Raw genomic sequence first — 20615 nt, 5'->3', positions numbered from 1 at the left:
CAGGCCGGACCTAGGGAGCGTGCGTGAGCGGCAAACCCGAACTGAAGGGGAGGGCGGCCCGACTCGCGCGGCTCCTCCCGACCGGCCCCGGGCAGGCGGCCCGCACACCTTTCGTCCTGCTGGTCGTCCTCCTCCTCGGCGGCGGTCTCATCGCCCTCCTGGTGCTGAACTCGGCCCTCAGTGAAGGCGCGTTCAGACTCGACGACCTCCAGCGCGGAACCAAGAACCTCACTGACGAGGAGCAGGCCCTCCAGCGGGACATCGACGCCTACTCCGCTCCCGACGCCCTGCAGCGCCGCGCCCGCGAGCTCGGCATGGTGCCCGGCGGCGACCCCGCCTTCCTCGATCCCGACGGCACCGTCAAGGGCGTCCCCAGCGCGGCCCCAGGTGTCCGGCAGTCCTCCGCGTACACCCCCCTGGTCCTGGCCCCCGAGGCCATGCCCAACGGCCCCACCCCGACCCCCGGCAGGTGACGGAAGTGTCCGACCGGCAACCGCCACGTCGCCGCGTGCCCGGCCCCGCCAGGCCCGCCCGCCCCGACGCCCGGCGCCGTCCCGGCCCCGGTGCCCGTCCGGCCCGGAGGCCGGGGCAGGGCCGTCCCGCGGCACCCAAACAGCTGAGGCTCGGCAGCCCCCGCCCCCGCCTGCGCCTGGTCGGGCTCGCGCTGACCCTGGTCCTGGCCGCGTTCGTGGTGCGGCTCTTCCAGGTGCAGGCCGTGGACGCGAGCACGTACGCCGCCAAGGCCGAACAGAACCGGTACGTCGGCCAGGTGCTGGCCGCGGACCGGGGCGAGATCACCGACCGGTCCGGGGTGGCCCTCGCGACCAGCGAGGACGCCTACGACATCACCGCCGACCCCACGATGTTCGCTCCCGACCAGCTGAAGATCGCTGACGGGCCCGAGCAGGCGGCGGCTCTCCTCGCGCCGATCCTCGGCCAGGAGCAGGAAACCCTCGTCGAGAAGCTGCGGCCGAAGAACACGGCCCTGCGCTACGTCAAACTGGCCTCCCGCCAGACCCCGCAGGTCTGGAAGCAGATCAAGGACCTCAAGTCGGCGCTCGCCGAGAAGGCGGAGACGGACAAGTCCACGCACAACGTCCTCTCGGGCGTCTTCTCCGTGGCCACCAGCAAGCGCGTGTACCCGGGCGGCGACCTCGCCGCCGGGATACTGGGCTGGGTCAACGGCGAGGGCAAGCCCGGCGGCGGCATCGAGCTGCAGCTGAACAAGCAGCTCGCCGGCAAGGACGGCAAGATCCGCTACGCCCAGTCCGGCGGCCGTCTCGTGCCCACCGCGGGCTCCACCGAGACACCTGCCGTCCCCGGCAGCGACGTCGAGCTCACCATCGACCGCGACATCCAGTGGGCCGCCCAGAACGCCATCAGCGAGCAGGTGAAGGAGTCCGCGGCCGACCGCGGCTACGTCATCGTCCAGGACACCCGCACCGGGCAGATCCTGGCCATGGCGAACTCGCCCGGCTTCGATCCGAACGACCTGTCGGACGCCGACCCGGCCGCCCTGGGGAACGCCGCCCTCCAGGACGCCTTCGAGCCCGGCTCCACCGCCAAGGTCATGTCGATGGCCGCAGTCCTCCAGGAGAACGCGGCCACACCGGGGACCCACGTGGTCGTGCCCAACCGCCTGCACCGCGGCGACCGGCTCTTCAAGGACGACATCGACCACCCGACCTGGTACCTGACGCTCAACGGCGTCCTCGCCAAGTCCAGCAACATCGGCACCATCCTCGCCACCGGGCAGCTCGGCAGGACCCAGGCCCAGGCCAACAAGGTCCTCTACGACTACCTGCGCGAGTTCGGCCTCGGCAGCTACACCGGGCTCGGCTTCCCCGGCGAGACCAAGGGCATCCTCGCCCCGCCCGACAAGTGGTCGACCTCGCAGCAGTACACGATCCCTTTCGGCCAGGGCGTCTCCATCAACGCCATGCAGGCGGCCTCCGTGTACTCGACCATCGCCAACGGCGGCGTCCGTGTCGAACCCACCCTCGTGCGGGGCACCAAGGGGCCCGACGGGCGCTTCACACCCGCCCCGAAGCCCGCCAAGAACCGGGTCGTCAGTGCCAAGACGGCGAAGACCCTCGCCCAGATGCTGGAGTCCGTCGTGGACGACGAGGAGGGCACCGGCACCAAGGCGCGCATCCCCGGCTACCGCGTCGCGGGCAAGACGGGTACCGCCAACCGCGTGGATCCGGCCACCGGCAAGTACCACGGCTACACCTCGTCGTTCGCCGGGTTCGCGCCCGCCGACAAGCCCCGCATCACCGTCTACTGCGCCATCCAGAACGCCACCCAGGGCAGCTACTTCGGCGGTCAGATCTGCGGGCCCGTCTACAAGAAGGTCATGGAGTTCGCACTGAAGTCCCTCCAGGTCCCGCCGACCGGCGCCAAGCCCGCGAAGCTGCCCGTCTCCTTCAAGCAGTGATCAGGGCCGACACGCCCTGATCAGCACTCAGCCCCACCGAGCCACCAGGACCGCCTCCGTGACAACGATCACCCCCGACCCCGGGAATCAGAGCAGCTCCAGCCCCTCGCTTCGCCCGGAGGCGGGTACGCCCGGTACGCTCACCGCCGTGCCACACGCTGATCAGTCCCAAACCACCCAGAAGGGCCATCCCGTGACATACCCCGGGCCGCCCAGGCCGGTGCAGGTCCCCGCCACACCCCTCGCGGAACTCGCCGATCAGCTGGGTGCTTCCGCGCCGGAGAGCGCCGCCGGGGTCACGGGCATCACCCACGACTCGCGCGCCGTACGCCCCGGCGACCTGTACGCCGCCCTGCCGGGGGCCCGGCTGCACGGTGCCGACTTCGTCAACCAGGCCGCGGGCCTCGGCGCCGCCGCCGTGCTGACCGACCCGACCGGCGCCGAGCGCGCCGCCGCGTCCGGGCTGCCGGTCCTGGTCGTCGACGACCCGCGCGGGCGGATGGGCGAGCTGGCCGCCACGATCTACGGCCACCCCGGCCGGGACCTGCTCCAGATCGGCATCACCGGCACCTCCGGCAAGACCACCACCGCCTACCTCGTCGAGGGCGGCCTCAAGACGGTCAGGTCCACCGGCCTGATCGGCACGGTCGAGATGCGCATCGGCGACGAGCGCATCAAGTCCGAGCGCACCACCCCCGAAGCCACCGACCTCCAGGCCCTGTTCGCCGTCATGCGCGAACGCGGCGTCGACGCGGTCGCCATGGAGGTCTCCAGCCACGCCCTGGTCCTCGGCCGGGTCGACGGCTGTGTCTTCGACATCGGCGTCTTCACCAACCTCAGCCCGGAACACATGGAGTTCCACTCCGACATGGAGGACTACTTCCGGGCCAAGGCGCAGCTGTTCACGCCGAAACGCGGCAAACTCGGCGTGGTCAACGTCGACGACGAGTACGGCCGCAGGCTGGCGAAGGAAGCCACCGTCCCGGTCGTCACCTACTCCGCCGAGGGCCACCCCGACGCCGACTGGCGTGCCGAGGACGTCCAGGTCGGCCGGCTGGACTCGACGTTCACCGTCGTCGGCCCCAAGGGCGAGCGGATCAGCGCGAAGTCGCCGCTGCCCGGGCCCTTCAACGTGGCCAACACCCTGGCCGCCATCGTCGCCCTCGCCGTCGCCGGCCTCGACCCGCAGGCCGCCGCCGACGGCGTGGCCGCCGTCCCGGGCGTCCCGGGCCGCCTGGAGCGCGTGGACGCCGGGCAGCCCTACCTCGCGGTCGTCGACTACGCCCACAAGACCGACGCCGTCGAGTCCGTGCTGCGCGCCCTGCGCAAGGTCACCGAGGGCAAGGTGCACATCGTCCTCGGCTGCGGCGGCGACCGGGACAAGACCAAGCGCGAGCCCATGGGTGCCGCGGCGGCCCGGCTCGCCGACACCGCCACACTGACCTCCGACAACCCCCGCGGCGAGGACCCCCTCGCGATCCTCGCCACGATGCTCCAGGGCGCGGCGTCCGTGCCCGCGCACGAGCGCGGCGAGGTGCAGGTCTTCGAGGACCGGGCCGCCGCGATCGCCGCCGCCGTCGCCCGCGCCGAACCCGGCGACACCGTGCTGGTCGCGGGCAAGGGCCACGAGCAGGGCCAGGACATCGCCGGGGTGGTCCGTCCCTTCGACGACCGCCAGGTGCTCCGCGAAGCCATCCAGAAGACCCAGGGATGAAAATCCAGAAGACCCAGGGGATGAACTTGTGATCGCCCTCTCCCTCGCCGAGATCGCAGAAGTCGTCGGCGGGCAGACGCACGACATACCGGATCCGTCCGTCCAGGTCACCGGCCCGGTCGTCCGGGACTCCAGGGAGGCGGGGCCGGGCAGCCTGTTCGTGGCCTTCGCCGGGGAGCGCGTGGACGGCCACGACTTCGCCGCGGCGGTCGTCGAGGCGGGAGCGGTGGCCGTGCTCGGCACCCGCCCCGTCGGCGTGCCCGCGATCGTCGTGGACGACGTCCAGACCGCCCTCGGCGCCCTCGCCCGCCACGTCGTACGGCGTCTCGGTGCCACCCTCGTCGCCCTCACCGGCTCGGCGGGCAAGACCAGCACCAAGGACCTCATCGCGCAGGTGCTCCGGCGCAAGGCCCCCACGGTGTTCACGCCCGGCTCGCTCAACAACGAGATCGGGCTGCCGCTGACCGCGCTCAGCGCCACCGAGGAAACCAGGTTCCTCGTCCTGGAGATGGGCGCCCGCGGCATCGGGCACATCCGCTACCTCGCCGGCCTGACGCCCCCGAAGGTCGGTCTCGTCCTCAATGTCGGCAGCGCCCACATCGGCGAGTTCGGCGGCCGCGAGCAGATCGCGCAGGCCAAGGGCGAACTCGTCGAGTCCCTGCCGTCCGAGGCCGAGGGCGGCACCGCGATCCTCAACGCGGACGACCCTTACGTACGGGCCATGGCCTCCCGTACGAAGGCGAAGGTGCTTCTTTTCGGAGAGTCCGGCGAAGCGGACGTTCGCGCCGAGAACGTGCGACTCACGGACACCGGACAGCCCTCGTTCAGGCTTCACACACCCTCCGGTGCAAGCGATGTGACCATGCGCCTGTACGGTGAGCACCACGTGTCGAACGCGCTCGCCGCGGCCGCCGTCGCCCACGAGTTGGGCATGTCCGCTGACGAGATCGCCGTCGCGCTCTCCGAGGCGGGCTCCCTCTCCCGCTGGCGGATGGAGGTCACCGAGCGCCCGGACGGCGTGACGGTCGTCAACGACGCCTACAACGCGAACCCCGAGTCCATGCGAGCCGCTCTGCGCGCGCTCGCGGCGATGGGCAAGGGGCGTCGTACGTGGGCGGTGCTCGGCAAGATGGCCGAGCTCGGGGACGAGGCTCTCGCCGAGCACGACGCGGTCGGACGGCTCGCCGTCCGGCTCAACGTCAGCAAGCTCGTCGCGGTCGGTGGCAGGGAAGCCGCCTGGCTGCAACTGGGCGCATATAACGAGGGTTCGTGGGGTGAGGAGTCGGTGCACGTGTCCGACGCACAGGCGGCGGTCGACCTGTTGCGCAGCGAGTTGCGCCCGGGGGACGTCGTGCTCGTGAAGGCGTCCCGTTCGGTCGGCCTCGAGAGCGTGGCGCAGGCGCTCATCGAGACCGGTGCCGAGGGTGAGGTTTCCGCCCGATGATGAAGCAGATCCTGTTCGCAGGAGTCATTGGTCTCTTTCTCACGCTGATCGGCACCCCGCTGCTGATCAAGCTCCTCGCGCGCAAGGGCTACGGCCAGTACATCCGCGACGACGGCCCGCGCGAGCACGCCAGCAAGCGCGGTACGCCGACCATGGGCGGTATCGCCTTCATCCTGGCGACGGTCGCCGCGTACTTCCTGGCCAAGGTGATCACGGGCTATCTGGACCCGGACGTCGACGCGGCGCCGACCTTCTCGGGCCTGCTGGTGCTCGGCCTGATGGTCGGCATGGGCCTCGTCGGCTTTCTCGACGACTACATCAAGATCGTCAAGCGGCGTTCGCTCGGCCTGCGCGCCAAGGCGAAGATGGCCGGCCAGCTGATCGTCGGCATCGGCTTCGCGGTGCTGTCACTGCAGTTCGCGGACAACCGCGGCAACACCCCGGCCTCCACGAAGCTGTCGTTCATCACGGACTTCGGCTGGACGATCGGCCCCGTGCTGTTCGTGGTCTGGGCGCTGTTCATGATTCTGGCCATGTCGAACGGCGTGAACCTGACCGACGGTCTGGACGGTCTGGCCACCGGCGCCTCGGTGCTCGTCTTCGGCGCCTACACCTTCATCGGCGTCTGGCAGTTCCAGGAGTCCTGCGCCAACGCGCAGACGCTGACCAACCCGGGCGCCTGCTTCGAGGTGCGGGACCCCCTCGACCTCGCGGTGGTGGCCTCCGCGCTGATGGGTGCCTGCCTCGGCTTCCTGTGGTGGAACACCTCGCCGGCCAAGATCTTCATGGGTGACACCGGTTCGCTCGCGCTCGGCGGTGTGCTCGCCGGCCTCGCGATCTGCTCCCGCACCGAGCTGCTGATCGCCCTCCTCGGCGGCCTGTTCGTCCTGATCACCATGTCGGTGGTCATCCAGGTCGGCTCCTTCAAGCTCACGGGCAAGCGCGTCTTCCGGATGGCGCCACTCCAGCACCACTTCGAACTCAAGGGCTGGTCCGAAGTGCTCGTGGTGGTCCGCTTCTGGATCATCCAGGGCATCTGTGTGATCGTCGGACTTGGCCTCTTCTACGCAGGATGGGCAGCGGACAAGTGACCTCCCCGGAGCCCTTCGACTTCCAGGGCAAGCACGTCACCGTCGCCGGGCTCGGCGTCTCCGGCGTCCCGGCGGCCAAGGTGCTGCACGGACTCGGCGCGATCGTCACGGTCGTCAACGACGGCGCCGACGAGCGCGCGCGGGCGCAGGCGGCCGACCTGGAGGCGCTCGGCGTCACCGTGCGCCTCGGGGACGGCGACACCCTGCCGGAGGGCACCGAGCTGATCGTCACCGCGCCCGGCTGGAAGCCGGACAAGCCGCTGTTCGCGGCGGCGGCACAGGCGGGCGTTCCGGTCTGGGGCGATGTCGAACTGGCCTGGCGCCTGCGCGGCCCCGACGCCGCCCCCTGGCTCGCCGTCACCGGCACCAACGGCAAGACCACCACCGTCCAGATGCTCGCTTCGATCCTGAAGGCGGCCGGCCTGCGCACGGCCGCCGTGGGCAACATCGGAGTCTCCCTGCTGGACGCGGTGCTCGGCGAAGAGCAGTACGACGTCCTGGCCGTGGAGCTCTCCAGCTACCAGCTGCACTGGGCGCCGTCCCTGCGCGCCCACTCGGCCACCGTGCTGAACCTCGCCCCCGACCACCTCGACTGGCACGGCTCCATGGAGGCGTACGCCGCCGACAAGGGCCGCATCTACGAGGGCAATCGCGTCGCCTGCGTCTACAACGCCGCCGACAAGGCCACCGAGGACCTGGTCCGCGCGGCCGACGTCGAGGAGGGCTGCCGGGCCGTCGGCTTCACGCTGGGCACCCCGGCGCCGTCCCAACTCGGCGTCGTGGAGGGCATCCTGGTCGACCGCGCCTTCGTCGAGAACCGGGAGAAGAACGCCCAGGAGCTCGCCGAGGTCGCCGACGTCAACCCGCCGGCCCCGCACAACATCGCCAACGCCCTGGCGGCGGCGGCCCTCGCCCGGGCCTACGGTGTGCCCGCCAAGGCCGTACGCGACGGCCTGCGGGCGTTCACCCCGGACGCGCACCGCATCGCGCACGTGGCGGACGTGGACGGGGTCGCCTGGGTCGACGACTCCAAGGCCACCAACACGCATGCGGCGGAAGCCTCGTTGGCGGCGTACGAGCCGATCGTGTGGATCGCGGGCGGGCTCGCCAAGGGCGCGACCTTCGACGAACTGGTCGCCAAGTCGGCGAAGCGGCTGCGGGGTGCCGTGCTGATCGGCGCGGACCGCGCGCTCATCCGGGAAGCCCTCGCGCGACACGCCCCGCAGGTACCGGTCGTCGACCTCGACCGGACCGACACTGGGGCGATGCGCGCGGCGGTCCAGGAGGCGCGTCGGCTCGCACAGCCCGGCGACACGGTGCTGCTGGCCCCGGCCTGTGCCTCCATGGACATGTTCGCCAACTACAACAAGCGCGGGGACGCTTTCGCGGACGCCGTTCGCGAGCTCGGCTCCGTCGACGGCTGACCCGGGTCCGCCTCGCCCGGCGGGGGTGCCGGGCGTACCTGGGAGGGACGCGTGACACGGATGTGGCTGGTGCCAGAGCGGCCTGGGGGCGTTCACCGCGCAGCGCTGCCCTCCGGCACGGCAGGGTGAGCGGCGATGCCCACCAGCCGCACCGGACGGCCTCCGACCCCACGCGCCCCCAAGCGCCCCGTCGCGCCCCGGCTCGCGCGTGAGAACGGCGTCCTGGGCCTCTACACCCGCGCGCGCAGGGGCTGGGACCGGCCGCTGACCGCCTACTACCTGATCCTCGGCGGCAGTCTGCTGATCACCGTGCTGGGCCTGGTGATGGTCTACTCGGCCTCCCAGATCACCGCGCTGCAGATGTCGCTGCCGGGTTCGTACTTCTTCCGCAAGCAGTTGCTCGCGGCGGGCATCGGCACCGGTCTGCTGCTCGCGGCCTCGCGGATGCCGGTGAAACTGCACCGGGCGCTCGCCTACCCCATCCTCGCGGGCGCCGTCTTCCTCATGGCCCTGGTGCAGGTCCCCGGGATAGGAGTGTCGGTCAACGGCAACCAGAACTGGATCGCCGTCGGCGGCTCCTTCCAGATCCAGCCCAGCGAGTTCGGCAAGCTCGCCCTCGTGCTGTGGGGCGCGGACCTGCTCACCCGCAAGCAGGACAAGAGGCTGCTGAACCAGTGGAAACACATGCTGGTGCCGCTGGTTCCGGCCGCCTTCATGCTGCTCGGTCTGATCATGATCGGCGGCGACATGGGCACCGCGATCATCCTCACGGCCATCCTCTTCGGCCTGCTCTGGCTGGCCGGCGCCCCCACGCGGCTGTTCGCCGGAGTGCTGTCGATCGCCGCCGTCCTCGGCCTGATCCTCATCAAGACCAGCGCCAACCGCATGGCCCGTCTTCAGTGCCTGGGCGCCACCGAACCCCAGTCGGGGCCCGTCGACTGCTGGCAGGCCGTGCACGGGATCTACGCCCTCGCGTCGGGCGGAATCTTTGGTTCCGGGCTGGGCGCGAGTGTGGAGAAATGGGGCCAACTCCCCGAAGCCCACACCGACTTCATCTTCGCCGTCACCGGTGAGGAACTGGGCCTGGCGGGGACGCTGTCGGTACTCGCCCTCTTCGCGGCTCTAGGCTATGCGGGTATCCGCGTGGCCGGACGCACGGAGGACCCGTTCGTGAGGTATGCCGCGGGAGGCGTGACCACCTGGATCACGGCCCAGGCCGTGATCAACATCGGTGCGGTGCTCGGTCTGCTGCCGATCGCCGGCGTCCCCCTCCCGCTGTTCTCCTACGGAGGATCCGCCCTGCTGCCGACCATGTTCGCCATCGGGTTGCTGATCGCCTTCGCGCGTGAGGACCCCGCTGCGCGGATGGCGCTTGCGATGCGGCAACCCCGCTTTGGTAGAAAGCGGGGGGCGGGGGGCACCGGTTCCGGCCGGAGCCCCCGGAGATGGAACACGATGCGACGGCGCGCCTCGGCGGCGCGCTCGTCCGGAGAGCGGTGAATTTCGGTGCATGTCGTACTCGCCGGCGGAGGAACCGCGGGCCACATCGAGCCCGCGCTCGCCCTCGCGGACGCCCTGCGCAGGCAGGACCCGAGCGTGGGCATCACGGCCCTGGGCACGGAGCGCGGCCTCGAGACCCGTCTCGTACCAGAGCGCGGGTACGAACTCGCGCTGATCCCCGCCGTTCCGCTGCCGCGCAAGCCCACCCCCGAGCTGATCACCGTCCCGGGCCGGCTGCGCGGCACCATCAAGGCGACCGAGCAGATCCTGGAGCGCACCAAGGCGGACGCCGTGGTCGGCTTCGGCGGCTACGTCGCCCTGCCCGGCTACCTCGCGGCCAAGCGCCTGGGCGTGCCGATCGTGATCCACGAGGCCAACGCCCGCCCGGGTCTGGCCAACAAGATCGGCTCGCGGTACGCCAGTCAGGTCGCCGTCTCCACGCCCGACAGCAAGCTGCGGGGTGCCCGCTACATCGGCATCCCGCTGCGCCGCTCCATCGCCACCCTCGACCGGGCCGCCGTACGCCCCGAGGCCCGGGCCGCGTTCGGTCTCGACCCGAACCTGCCCACGCTGCTGGTCACCGGCGGCTCCCAGGGCGCCCGCCGGCTGAACGAGGTCGTCCAGCAGGTCGCGCCCTGGCTCCAGCAGGCCGGAATCCAGATCCTGCACGCGGTCGGCCCGAAGAACGAACTGCCGCAGGTCCACCAGATGCCGGGAATGCCCCCCTACATCCCGGTAAGTTACCTGGACCGGATGGACCTCGCGTATGCCGCTGCCGACATGATGCTCTGCCGCGCCGGCGCGATGACCGTCGCCGAACTCTCCGCCGTCGGGCTCCCGGCCGCCTACGTCCCGCTGCCCATCGGCAACGGCGAACAGCGGCTCAACGCCCAGCCGGTGGTCAAGGCCGGCGGCGGACTGCTGGTCGACGACGCGGAGCTGACCCCCGAGTGGGTCCAGCAGAACGTCCTGCCCGTGCTCGCCGACCCGCACCGGCTGTACCAGATGTCCCGCAGCGCCGCCGAGTTCGGCCGCCGGGACGCCGACGAGCTGCTCGTCGGCATGGTGTACGAGGCGATCGCCGCCAGCCGTGCACACCGATAGGACTGTATGACGGAAGGCAGGGAGCGTGGCCGGATCGACCACCGCCGAGCGCGGTGAACGCCAGCAGGAGTCGTCCGGCCCGCCGCCCCGCCTGCGGTCGCGGCGGGCCCGGCTCCGCGCGATCGTCCTCCTGGGCCTCGCCGTGGTCTTCCTCGGTATCCCGACGGTCTGGCTGTTCTACGGCTCCGACTGGCTGCGCGCCGAGCACGTCTCCGTCTCCGGCACCCGGGTCCTGACGCCGGCTCAGGTCGAGGCGGCCGCCGAGGTTCCGCTCGGGAAGCCACTGATTTCCGTCGACACCGATGCGATCGAGACGCGACTGCGCCGGAAATTGCCCCGAATTGACGCGGTTGACGTGGTCCGTTCCTGGCCCCACGGAATCGACCTGAAAGTGGTCGAGCGGACTCCGGTTCTGATTGTCCAAAAGGGCGGAAAGTTCGTCGAAGTGGACGATGAAGGTGTCCGCTTCGCCACGGTTTCTGAAGCCCCGAAAGGCGTCCCCGCACTGGAATTGACGCTCTCCCGGTCCAGCTCCGCCGCGGCGAGCCTGCGTCGCTTCGGCGAGCCCAGGCTGGTGCGCGAGGCGGTCGGCGTCGCCCGTGCGGTTCCGGCCGCCGTCGCGCGCGGGACACGGACCGTCAAGGTCCGTTCCTACGACGACATCTCACTGGAGTTGACGGACGGTCGCACCGTCCTCTGGGGAAGCAGTGAGAAGGGTGCCGCGAAGGCCCGTACGCTCACCGCTCTGATGAAAGCCTCGCCCGGTGCGCAGTACTTCGACGTGAGCGTCCCCACCGCGCCCGCGTCATCAGGGAGTTGACGCACATCCGCGCAGGCCAGCACCCTGGTTGGGCAGTGCTACGGCTGATCACATAGGGTGAAAAGAAAAACGGGAGGTTCGGCGTGTTCGTTGAACGTGCGCCACTTGTCGACTTAGTGTCCTGTTCAGAAGACTCCAAGGAACAGACACACTGGTAACCCTAAACTTCAGGGTTAGGGTTCGGGTCGGCGATACGGACCGTCCCATTCGGCATCAGTCGTCGGGTCGCGGGGCGCAGGGCGTCACGGTGATTCGGCGACACGTAACTCGAGGCGAGAGGCCTTCGACGTGGCAGCACCGCAGAACTACCTCGCAGTCATCAAAGTCATCGGTGTCGGCGGCGGTGGTGTCAATGCCATCAACCGGATGATCGAGGTCGGTCTCAAGGGCGTCGAGTTCATCGCCATCAACACCGACGCGCAAGCTCTGTTGATGAGCGACGCCGACGTCAAGCTGGACGTCGGCCGTGAACTCACCCGCGGACTCGGCGCCGGAGCCAACCCGGCCGTGGGCCGCAAGGCCGCCGAGGACCACCGCGAGGAGATCGAGGAGGTCCTCAAGGGGGCCGACATGGTCTTCGTGACAGCCGGTGAAGGCGGCGGCACCGGCACCGGCGGCGCGCCCGTCGTGGCCAACATCGCCCGCTCGCTCGGTGCCCTCACCATCGGCGTGGTCACGCGCCCGTTCACCTTCGAGGGACGGCGCCGCGCGAACCAGGCCGAGGACGGCATCGCCGAACTCCGCGAAGAGGTCGACACCCTCATCGTCATCCCGAACGACCGGCTGCTGTCCATCTCGGACCGCCAGGTCTCGGTGCTGGACGCCTTCAAGTCGGCCGACCAGGTCCTGCTCTCCGGTGTCCAGGGCATCACCGACCTCATCACCACCCCGGGCCTCATCAACCTCGACTTCGCCGACGTCAAGTCGGTCATGTCCGAGGCCGGCTCGGCCCTGATGGGCATCGGCTCGGCCCGCGGCGACGACCGCGCGGTGGCCGCGGCCGAGATGGCGATCTCCTCGCCACTGCTGGAGGCGTCCATCGACGGCGCCCGCGGTGTCCTGCTCTCCATCTCCGGCGGCTCCGACCTCGGTCTGTTCGAGATCAACGAGGCGGCCCAGCTGGTGAGCGAGGCCGCCCACCCCGAGGCCAACATCATCTTCGGCGCGGTGATCGACGACGCCCTCGGTGACGAGGTCAGGGTCACCGTGATCGCGGCCGGCTTCGACGGCGGCCAGCCGCCCGCCAAGCGGGACAACGTCCTCGGCTCGTCCTCGGCCAAGCGCGAGGAGCCGACCCCGGTACGGCAGACCGAGAGCCGCCCGTCCTTCGGATCACTCGGCAGCGTGACGCCGAAGGAGGACCCGGAGCCCGCGCCGGAGCCGGTCAAGGACATCCCGGTCGCCCCGCCGGTCCCGCCGGCGCCGCGGACCTACTCGGACAGCGCGGCCGAGGAACTGGACGTACCGGACTTCCTCAAGTGATCCTTCAGTCGTGATAGGACAGCGCGAAAGCGCGAGCGGCGCGCACTTCGGCTTCACCGACCGGTGGGGCGGGGTGAGCGCCGCTCCGTATGAGGAGCTCAACCTCGGCGGAGCGGTCGGTGACGATCCCGACGCCGTACGCAACAACAGGGACCTGGCCGCCAAGTCCCTGGGCGTCGAACCGGACCGGGTCGTGTGGATGAACCAGGTGCACGGGGCCGACGTGGCGGTGGTCGACGGGCCGTGGGGATCTTCGACCGAGATCCCGTCGGTCGACGCCATCGTCACCACGCGCCGGGGGCTCGCCCTCGCCGTGCTCACCGCCGACTGCGTGCCGGTGCTGCTCGCCGATCCCGTCGCCGGGATCGCCGCCGCGGCTCACGCGGGCCGCCCCGGCATGATCGCCGGAGTCGTACCGGCCGCGCTACGCGCGATGACGGAACTGGGCGCCGAGCCCTCGCGGATCATCGCCCGCACGGGGCCCACCGTCTGCGGCCGGTGTTACGAAGTGCCCGAGGCGATGCGCGCCGAGGTGTCCGCCGTCGAGCCGGCGGCGTACGCCGAGACGAGTTGGGGCACACCGGCGGTGGACGTGAGCGCCGGAGTGCACGCTCAGCTGGAACGGCTCGGGGTGCGCGACCGGGAGCAGTCGCCGGTGTGCACGCTGGAGTCGCGCGATCACTTCTCGTACCGCCGCGACCGCACCACCGGTCGGCTCGCGGGTTATGTGTGGCTGGACTGACAGGACATGACGGACCGTAAGGACGAACTCGCCGCGAATCTGGCGAAAGTGGAACGGCGCATCGCCGACGCGTGCGCGGCCGCGGGGCGGGCACGCGAGGAGGTGACCCTGATCGTGGTCACCAAGACCTACCCCGCGAGCGATGTGCGGATCCTCGCGGAACTCGGCGTGCGGCACGTCGCCGAGAACCGCGACCAGGACGCGGCCCCCAAGGCCGAGGCCTGCTCGGATCTGCCCCTCACATGGCACTTCGTGGGTCAACTGCAGACCAACAAGGTGCGATCGGTGGTCGGTTACGCGGACTTCGTGCAGTCCGTCGATCGTTCCAAGCTCGTCACCGCTCTGTCGAAGGAGGCCGTCCGGGCCGGGCGCGAACTGGGATGCCTTCTGCAGGTCGCACTCGACGCCGGTGAGAGCGGCCGGGGCGAGCGGGGAGGTGTCGGGCCCGGCGGAATCGGGGAGTTGGCCGATCTCGTGGCCGGCGCCCCGGGGCTCCGGCTCGACGGACTGATGACCGTCGCGCCGCTCACCGGGGAGTACGCGGGACGCGAACGGGCGGCCTTCGAGCGGATGATGGATTTGTCGACTGACCTGCGCCGCAGTCATCCGGCTGCCACCATGGTCTCGGCAGGGATGAGTACGGACCTCGAACAGGCCGTGACGGCCGGAGCGACACATGTGCGCGTCGGCAGCGCGGTACTCGGAGTCCGCCCCAGGCTCGGGTAACGTCGCCAAGAAGTCGGACCACAGCAGAAAATATGGTCATTGCCGCCGATAGGCGGATTCAAGGACCTCGTGGATCGCGGGCACTTGGCAGTCGTCAGCCGATCCACCACAGAGCGGAGGACTCAGAGCATGGCCGGCGCGATGCGCAAGATGGCGGTCTACCTCGGCCTCGTGGAGGACGATGGGTACGACGGCCGCGGATTCGACCCCGACGACGACTTCGAACCCGAACTGGACCCGGAGCCCGAGCGGGACCACCGACGGCACGAGCCGTCCCACCAGCCGCACGTCTCACATCAGCCCCAAAGGGACGAAGAGGTACGAGTCGTACAGCCGCCCGCGCCTCGCGAACCGGCCCCCCGCTCCGCTTCGCTACCCGCGGAATCCAGCCGCCCGGCGCGCATCGCGCCCGTGGCGTCCATCACACAAGAACGCGCAAGTCTGGAGAAGAACGCACCGGTGATCATGCCCAAGGTCGTGTCCGAACGAGAGCCTTACCGGATCACCACGCTTCACCCGCGGACCTACAACGAGGCCCGTACCATCGGGGAACACTTCCGTGAAGGCACCCCGGTGATCATGAATCTGACTGAGATGGATGACACAGATGCGAAGCGACTTGTCGACTTTGCGGCCGGTTTGGTGTTTGGTCTTCACGGCAGTATCGAGCGGGTGACGCAGAAGGTGTTCCTGTTGTCGCCTGCTAACGTCGATGTCACGGCGGAGGACAAGGCCCGCATCGCAGAGGGCGGGTTCTTCAACCAGAGCTGAGACGCACCACCGGAACAGCAGTACCGAGTAAGGCACAGGGGAGAGGGAAGCAAGAGGTCATGAGCGTGGTCTTGGATGTCGTCTACATCGCGCTGATGTGCTTCCTCATCGTGCTCATCTTCCGGTTGGTCATGGACTATGTCTTCCAGTTCGCCCGCTCATGGCAACCCGGCAAGGCGATGGTGGTCGTTCTGGAGGCCACCTACACTGTCACTGATCCACCGCTCAAGCTTCTGCGGCGGGTCATTCCGCCGCTGCGTCTCGGGGGCGTGGCGCTCGACCTGTCCTTCTTCGTACTGATGATCATCGTCTACATCCTGATCTCGATCGTGAGCCGGCTGTGATGAGCGATGTGACCTACCGTCTTGCCGAATGCCGACGACTACGTTGAGGTGAAGAGATGCCGTTGACCCCCGAGGACGTGCGGAACAAGCAGTTCACGACCGTCCGCCTCCGAGAAGGCTATGACGAGGACGAGGTCGATGCCTTCCTCGATGAGGTCGAAGCCGAACTGACCCGCCTGCTCCGCGAGAACGAGGACCTGCGCGCCAAACTGGCCGCGGCCACGCGCGCTGCTGCGCAGAACCAGCAGAACATGCGCAAGCCTCCGGAGCCGCAGCAGGATCAGCAGCAACAGCAGCAGCAGGGCATGCGCGGTCCTGGTGGTCCCGTCCCCGCCGGCATATCGGGCCCGCCGCAGCAGCAGATGGGTGGCCCCATGGGTGGCCCGCCCCAGCTGCCGAGCGGTGCCCCGCAGCTGCCCGCCGGTCCCGGCGGTCAGGGTGGACCTCAGGGTCCCGGCCCGATGGGCCAGGGTCCGGGTCCGATGGGCCAGCCCCCGATGCAGCAGCAGATGGGCGGCCCGATGGGCGGCCCCGGCCCCATGGGCGGTCCGATGGGCGGCCCCGGTCAGCAAGGCCCCGGTGGCGACAGCGCCGCCCGTGTCCTCTCGCTGGCCCAGCAGACCGCCGACCAGGCGATCGCCGAGGCTCGTTCCGAGGCCAACAAGATCGTCGGCGAGGCGCGTTCGCGTGCCGAGGGTCTGGAGCGTGACGCCCGTGCCAAGGCCGACGCCCTGGAGCGGGACGCGCAGGAGAAGCACCGCGTCGCGATGGGCTCCCTGGAGTCCGCCCGCGCCACGCTGGAGCGCAAGGTCGAGGACCTGCGCGGCTTCGAGCGCGAGTACCGCACGCGCCTGAAGTCGTACCTGGAGTCGCAGCTGCGTCAGCTGGAGACCCAGGCCGACGACTCGCTGGCCCCGCCGCGCACTCCGGCGACCGCGTCCCTCCCGCCGTCCCCGGCGCCTTCCATGGCTCCGGCCGGCGCGAGTGCCCCGTCCTACGGCGGTGGCAACCAGACGATGGGCGGCGGCCCCTCGCCGTCCGGTCCGTCCTACGGCGGTCAGCAGCAGATGTCGCCGGCGATGACCCAGCCGATGGCGCCGGTCCGTCCGCAGGGCCCGTCCCAGATGGGTCAGGCGCCCTCGCCGATGCGGGGCTTCCTGATCGACGAGGATGACAACTGACGGCCTGATGGCCAGTAGTACGGCATAGACGTCGGCAGCGTTCAGGGCGAGGCCCCGGGTTCCCACCCGGGGCCTCGCCCTTTTGCTGGCGCGTTCGTGCCTGCGCAACCGTGTTCGTGCGTACGCAACGCCGAAGGCCCGGACCCACCAAGATCTTTGGCGGGTCCGGGCCTTCGGCCTGAGGGTTACGCCTTGCGCAGGCGGAACGTCAGCGTCAGGCCCTCGTCCGTGAACGGGTTCCCGTAGCTGTCGTCCGCGTCACCCTCCGCGAAGTCCGTCGCCAGGACCTCGTCGGCGATCAGGCCGGCGTGGTCGGTCAGGGCGGCGACCGTCGCCTCGTCCGTGGCCGTCCAGCGCAGCGCGATGCGGTCGGCCACGTCGAGGCCGCTGTTCTTGCGGGCCTCCTGGATCAGACGGATCGCGTCACGGGCCAGGCCCGCTCGGCGGAGCTCCTCCGTGATCTCCAGGTCCAGGGCGACCGTCGCGCCCGAGTCGGACGCCACCGACCAGCCCTCGCGCGGAGTCTCCGTGATGATGACCTCGTCGGGAGCCAGCGTGATGGTCTCGCCGTCGACCTCGACCGACGCCGTGCCCTCGCGCAGGGCCAGGGACAGGGCGGCGGCGTCCGCGTTCGCGACGGCCTTGGCCACGTCCTGGACGCGCTTGCCGAACCGCTTGCCCAGCGCTCGGAAGTTGGCCTTCGCCGTGGTGTCGACCAGGCTGCCGCCGACCTCGCTCAGCGTCGCCAGGGACTCGACGTTCAGCTCCTCCGTGATCTGCGTGCGCAGTTCGGAGTCCAGCGTCTCGAAGCCCGTCGCCGCGATCAGGGCGCGGGACAGCGGCTGACGCGTCTTGACGCCCGACTCCGCGCGCGTGGCCCGGCCCAGCTCCACCAGGCGGCGCACCAGCACCATCTGCTTCGAGAGCTCCGGGTCGATGGCCGTGAGGTCCGCCTTCGGCCAGGACGACAGATGGACCGACTCCGGAGCGCCCGGGGTGACCGGGACGATCAGGTCCTGCCAGACCCGCTCGGTGATGAACGGGGTCAGCGGGGCCATCAGCTGCGTGACCGTCTCGACGACCTCGTGCAGCGTGCGCAGGGCCGCCTTGTCGCCCTGCCAGAAGCGGCGACGGGAGCGGCGCACGTACCAGTTGGACAGGTCGTCGACGAACGCGGACAGCAGCTTGCCGGCGCGCTGGGTGTCGTAGGCGTCCAAGGCCTGGGTGACCTGGTCGGTGAGCGCGTGCAGTTCGGACAGCAGCCAGCGGTCCAGGACCGGGCGGTCGGCCGGGGCCGGGTCGGCCTCGGACGGCGCCCAGTTCGACGTACGGGCGTAGAGGGCCTGGAAGGCGACCGTGTTCCAGTACGTCAGGAGCGTCTTGCGGACGACCTCCTGGATCGTGCCGTGGCCCACGCGGCGGGCCGCCCACGGGGAGCCACCGGCGGCCATGAACCAGCGGACCGCGTCGGCACCGTGCCGGTCCATGAGCGGGATCGGCTCTAGGGTGTTGCCCAGGTGCTTGGACATCTTGCGGCCGTCCTCGGCGAGGATGTGACCGAGGCAGACCACGTTCTCGTACGACGACTTGTCGAAGACGAGCGTGCCGACGGCCATCAGCGTGTAGAACCAGCCGCGGGTCTGGTCGATGGCCTCGCAGATGAACTGCGCCGGGTAGCGGGCCTCGAACAGCTCCTTGTTCTTGTACGGGTAGCCCCACTGCGCGAACGGCATCGAACCCGAGTCGTACCAGGCGTCGATCACCTCGGGCACGCGCGTGGCGGTCTTCCCGCAGCCGCCCTGCGGGCAGGCGAAGGTGACCTCGTCGATGAACGGGCGGTGCGGGTCGAGGCCCGACTGGTCCGTGCCGGTCAGCTCGGTCAGTTCCGCGAGGGATCCGGCGCAGGTGAGGTGGTCGTCCTCGCAGCGCCAGATGGGCAGCGGGGTGCCCCAGTAGCGGTTGCGGGACAGCGCCCAGTCGATGTTGTTGTTCAGCCAGTCGCCGTACCGGCCGTTCTTGACCGTGTCCGGGAACCAGTTGGTGCCCTCGTTCTCCGCGAGGAGGCGGTCCTTGAGCGCCGTGGTGCGGATGTACCAGGAGGGCTGTGCGTAGTAGAGGAGCGCGGTGTGGCAGCGCCAGCAGTGCGGGTAGCTGTGCTCGTACGGGATGTGCTTGAAGAGCAGGCCGCGGGCGTCGAGGTCGGCGGTGAGCTTCTCGTCGGCCTTCTTGAAGAAGATGCCGCCGACGAGGGGGACGTCCGCCTCGAAGGTGCCGTCCGGGCGGACCGGGTTCACGACCGGCAGGCCGTAGGAACGGCAGACCTTGAGGTCGTCCTCACCGAAGGCGGGGGACTGGTGGACCAGACCCGTGCCGTCCTCGGTGGTGACGTACTCGGCGTTGACGACGAAGTGTGCCTCGGCCGGGAACTCCACCAGCTCGAAGGGGCGCTGGTACGTCCAGCGCTCCATCTCGGCGCCCGTGAAGGTCTGGCCGGTGGTCTCCCAGCCCTCGCCGAGGGCCTTGGCGAGAAGCGGCTCGGCGACGACGAGGTTCTCCTCGCCGTTCGTCGCCACGACGTACCTGACCTCGGGGTGCGCGGCGACCGCCGTGTTGGAGACCAGGGTCCAAGGGGTGGTCGTCCACACCAGGAGCGCGGCCTCGCCGGCCAGCGGGCCGGAGGTGAGCGGGAAGCGGACGAAGACCGACGGGTCGACGACCGTCTCGTAGCCCTGCGCCAGCTCGTGGTCCGACAGGCCCGTGCCGCAGCGGGGGCACCAGGGGGCGACGCGGTGGTCCTGGACCAGCAGGCCCTTGTTGAAGATCTCCTTCAGCGACCACCAGACCGACTCGATGTACTGGGGGTCCATCGTGCGGTACGGGTCGTTCAGGTCGGTCCAGTAGCCCATGCGAGTCGTGAGCTCTTCGAAGGCGTCCGTGTGCCGGGTCACCGACTCGCGGCACTTCTCGTTGAACTCCGCGATGCCGTACGCCTCGATGTCCTGCTTGCCGGAGAAGCCGAGCTCCTTCTCGACGGCGAGCTCCACCGGGAGGCCGTGGCAGTCCCAGCCGGCCTTGCGGGCCACGTGGTAGCCGCGCATGGTGCGGAAACGGGGGAAGACGTCCTTGAAGACGCGCGCCTCGATGTGGTGGGCACCGGGCATGCCGTTGGCGGTGGGCGGGCCCTCGTAGAACACCCACTCGGGGCGGCCCTCGGACTGCTCCAGGCTCTTGGCGAAGATCTTCTGCTCGCGCCAGAAGTCGAGCACGGCGTGCTCGAGGGCGGGCAGGTCGACCTGGGCGGGCACCTGGCGGTACGTCGGCGATGTCATCAGCGGGCTTCCTCCGGCGGACTTGCTGCCTTCCGTCCGGAGGGACGAGAGCTACGTCTGCCTGCGCCGCCTTCGGCGCGCTCCCGCGGTACCACCCTCCTTGGCCCTCCGGTGCGGGGTGTGCGCCGGTGAGCCCCCTCATTGAGGTCGCGATGCCGGTTCTACGGCCCTCCTGGGCTTTCTTCCGGCGGCTCCGGGGTGATCTTCACGTCGCGCTCGCCCCCGGGCTTCCACCGTCCCCGGGTCGCTCTGGGCTGCGTACGCCGCTACTCGTCCCCATCCATGCTTTTCGCTCCGCCCAGTGTACGGCGCCGGGCGGACGGCGGCCGACCGGATTTCGGGGCTGCCGGGGGTGGGGTGCCGGGTGGGGTGCGAAATGGGTTTGATGACCCGAATGGCGCGGTATAGGTGTTCGGATCCTGGGACGTCCGGCTCGGCGGATTACCGGACGGGGAGCTGGGCACAACGGATGCATGTTCGCCGCGCGGCGTGCGCGAGGCGGGCGA

The 20615-nt window shown here is 70.1% G+C and carries 16 protein-coding genes; 15 read left to right on the top strand and 1 reads right to left on the bottom strand.

The features are described from left to right. The first annotated feature begins 23 nt into the window (after positions 1-23). The 15 genes from AB0G20_RS30425 (at position 24) to AB0G20_RS30355 (ending at position 16780) form a co-directional block, all read left to right on the top strand. Complete coding sequence (locus AB0G20_RS30425) at positions 24-473, top strand: hypothetical protein (RefSeq protein WP_361307873.1); 450 nt, start codon at positions 24-26, stop codon at positions 471-473. Continuing rightward, entirely contained in the window at positions 470-2437 is a 1968-nt protein-coding gene (locus AB0G20_RS30420; RefSeq protein WP_361307871.1) for a penicillin-binding protein 2, read from the top strand. The genes AB0G20_RS30425 and AB0G20_RS30420 overlap by 4 nt, the downstream gene beginning before the upstream one ends. Positions 2438-2630: 193 nt before the next feature. Continuing rightward, positions 2631-4151: a UDP-N-acetylmuramoyl-L-alanyl-D-glutamate--2,6-diaminopimelate ligase gene (locus tag AB0G20_RS30415; RefSeq protein WP_361307869.1), complete on the top strand. Its 1521-nt coding sequence runs from the start codon at positions 2631-2633 to the stop codon at positions 4149-4151. A 28-nt stretch (positions 4152-4179) separates the two neighbouring features. Beyond that, the gene (murF, locus tag AB0G20_RS30410) at positions 4180-5595 is read left to right on the top strand and encodes a UDP-N-acetylmuramoyl-tripeptide--D-alanyl-D-alanine ligase (protein ID WP_361307867.1); all 1416 of its coding nucleotides are present in this window, start codon (positions 4180-4182) and stop codon (positions 5593-5595) included. Continuing rightward, complete coding sequence (gene mraY, locus AB0G20_RS30405) at positions 5595-6686, top strand: phospho-N-acetylmuramoyl-pentapeptide-transferase (protein ID WP_361308001.1); 1092 nt, start codon at positions 5595-5597, stop codon at positions 6684-6686. Before murF ends, mraY begins: the two co-directional genes overlap by 1 nt. After that, positions 6668-8110 (top strand): UDP-N-acetylmuramoyl-L-alanine--D-glutamate ligase, encoded by a 1443-nt coding sequence (gene murD, locus AB0G20_RS30400; protein WP_361307865.1) that lies wholly within the window; start codon positions 6668-6670, stop codon positions 8108-8110. Before mraY ends, murD begins: the two co-directional genes overlap by 19 nt. Before the next feature lie 135 nt (positions 8111-8245). Further along, a complete protein-coding gene (gene ftsW, locus AB0G20_RS30395; protein ID WP_361307863.1) occupies positions 8246-9610 on the top strand; it encodes a putative lipid II flippase FtsW in 1365 nt (454 codons plus the stop codon). Between the two features lie 6 nt (positions 9611-9616). Next, positions 9617-10714 carry an undecaprenyldiphospho-muramoylpentapeptide beta-N-acetylglucosaminyltransferase gene (murG, locus tag AB0G20_RS30390; RefSeq protein ID WP_361307861.1) on the top strand — a complete coding sequence of 366 codons (1098 nt, stop codon included), beginning with the start codon at positions 9617-9619 and terminating at the stop codon, positions 10712-10714. 25 nt (positions 10715-10739) lie between these two features. After that, on the top strand, positions 10740-11534 hold the full coding sequence (locus AB0G20_RS30385) for an FtsQ-type POTRA domain-containing protein (RefSeq protein WP_361307859.1): 795 nt from the start codon (positions 10740-10742) through the stop codon (positions 11532-11534). A 288-nt stretch (positions 11535-11822) separates the two neighbouring features. After that, positions 11823-13016 (top strand): cell division protein FtsZ, encoded by a 1194-nt coding sequence (gene ftsZ / locus AB0G20_RS30380; RefSeq protein ID WP_185010191.1) that lies wholly within the window; start codon positions 11823-11825, stop codon positions 13014-13016. A gap of 10 nt (positions 13017-13026) precedes the next feature. Beyond that, positions 13027-13758 carry a peptidoglycan editing factor PgeF gene (gene pgeF / locus AB0G20_RS30375; RefSeq protein WP_361307857.1) on the top strand — a complete coding sequence of 244 codons (732 nt, stop codon included), beginning with the start codon at positions 13027-13029 and terminating at the stop codon, positions 13756-13758. 6 nt (positions 13759-13764) lie between these two features. Next, entirely contained in the window at positions 13765-14484 is a 720-nt protein-coding gene (locus AB0G20_RS30370; protein ID WP_361307855.1) for a YggS family pyridoxal phosphate-dependent enzyme, read from the top strand. Between the two features lie 129 nt (positions 14485-14613). Next, positions 14614-15255, top strand: a complete 642-nt coding sequence (gene sepF / locus AB0G20_RS30365) for a cell division protein SepF (protein ID WP_094052512.1) — start codon at positions 14614-14616, stop codon at positions 15253-15255. Positions 15256-15314: 59 nt separating this feature from the next. Beyond that, positions 15315-15599, top strand: coding sequence for a YggT family protein (locus tag AB0G20_RS30360; RefSeq protein WP_030248691.1), 285 nt, complete (start codon positions 15315-15317; stop codon positions 15597-15599). Positions 15600-15655: 56 nt separating this feature from the next. After that, complete coding sequence (locus tag AB0G20_RS30355) at positions 15656-16780, top strand: DivIVA domain-containing protein (RefSeq protein ID WP_361307852.1); 1125 nt, start codon at positions 15656-15658, stop codon at positions 16778-16780. A gap of 185 nt (positions 16781-16965) precedes the next feature. On the opposite strand, the gene ileS is transcribed toward AB0G20_RS30355, so the two are convergent. Next, positions 16966-20109, bottom strand: a complete 3144-nt coding sequence (gene ileS / locus AB0G20_RS30350; RefSeq protein ID WP_361307850.1) for an isoleucine--tRNA ligase — start codon at positions 20107-20109, stop codon at positions 16966-16968. Between the last annotated feature and the right edge of the window lie 506 nt (positions 20110-20615).

This window comes from Streptomyces sp. NPDC024017 (assembly GCF_040638895.1).
GTDB lineage: Bacteria > Actinomycetota > Actinomycetes > Streptomycetales > Streptomycetaceae > Streptomyces.
Note: the sequence above shows the minus strand (reverse complement) of the source record. Positions and strands in the feature narration are given on the sequence as shown.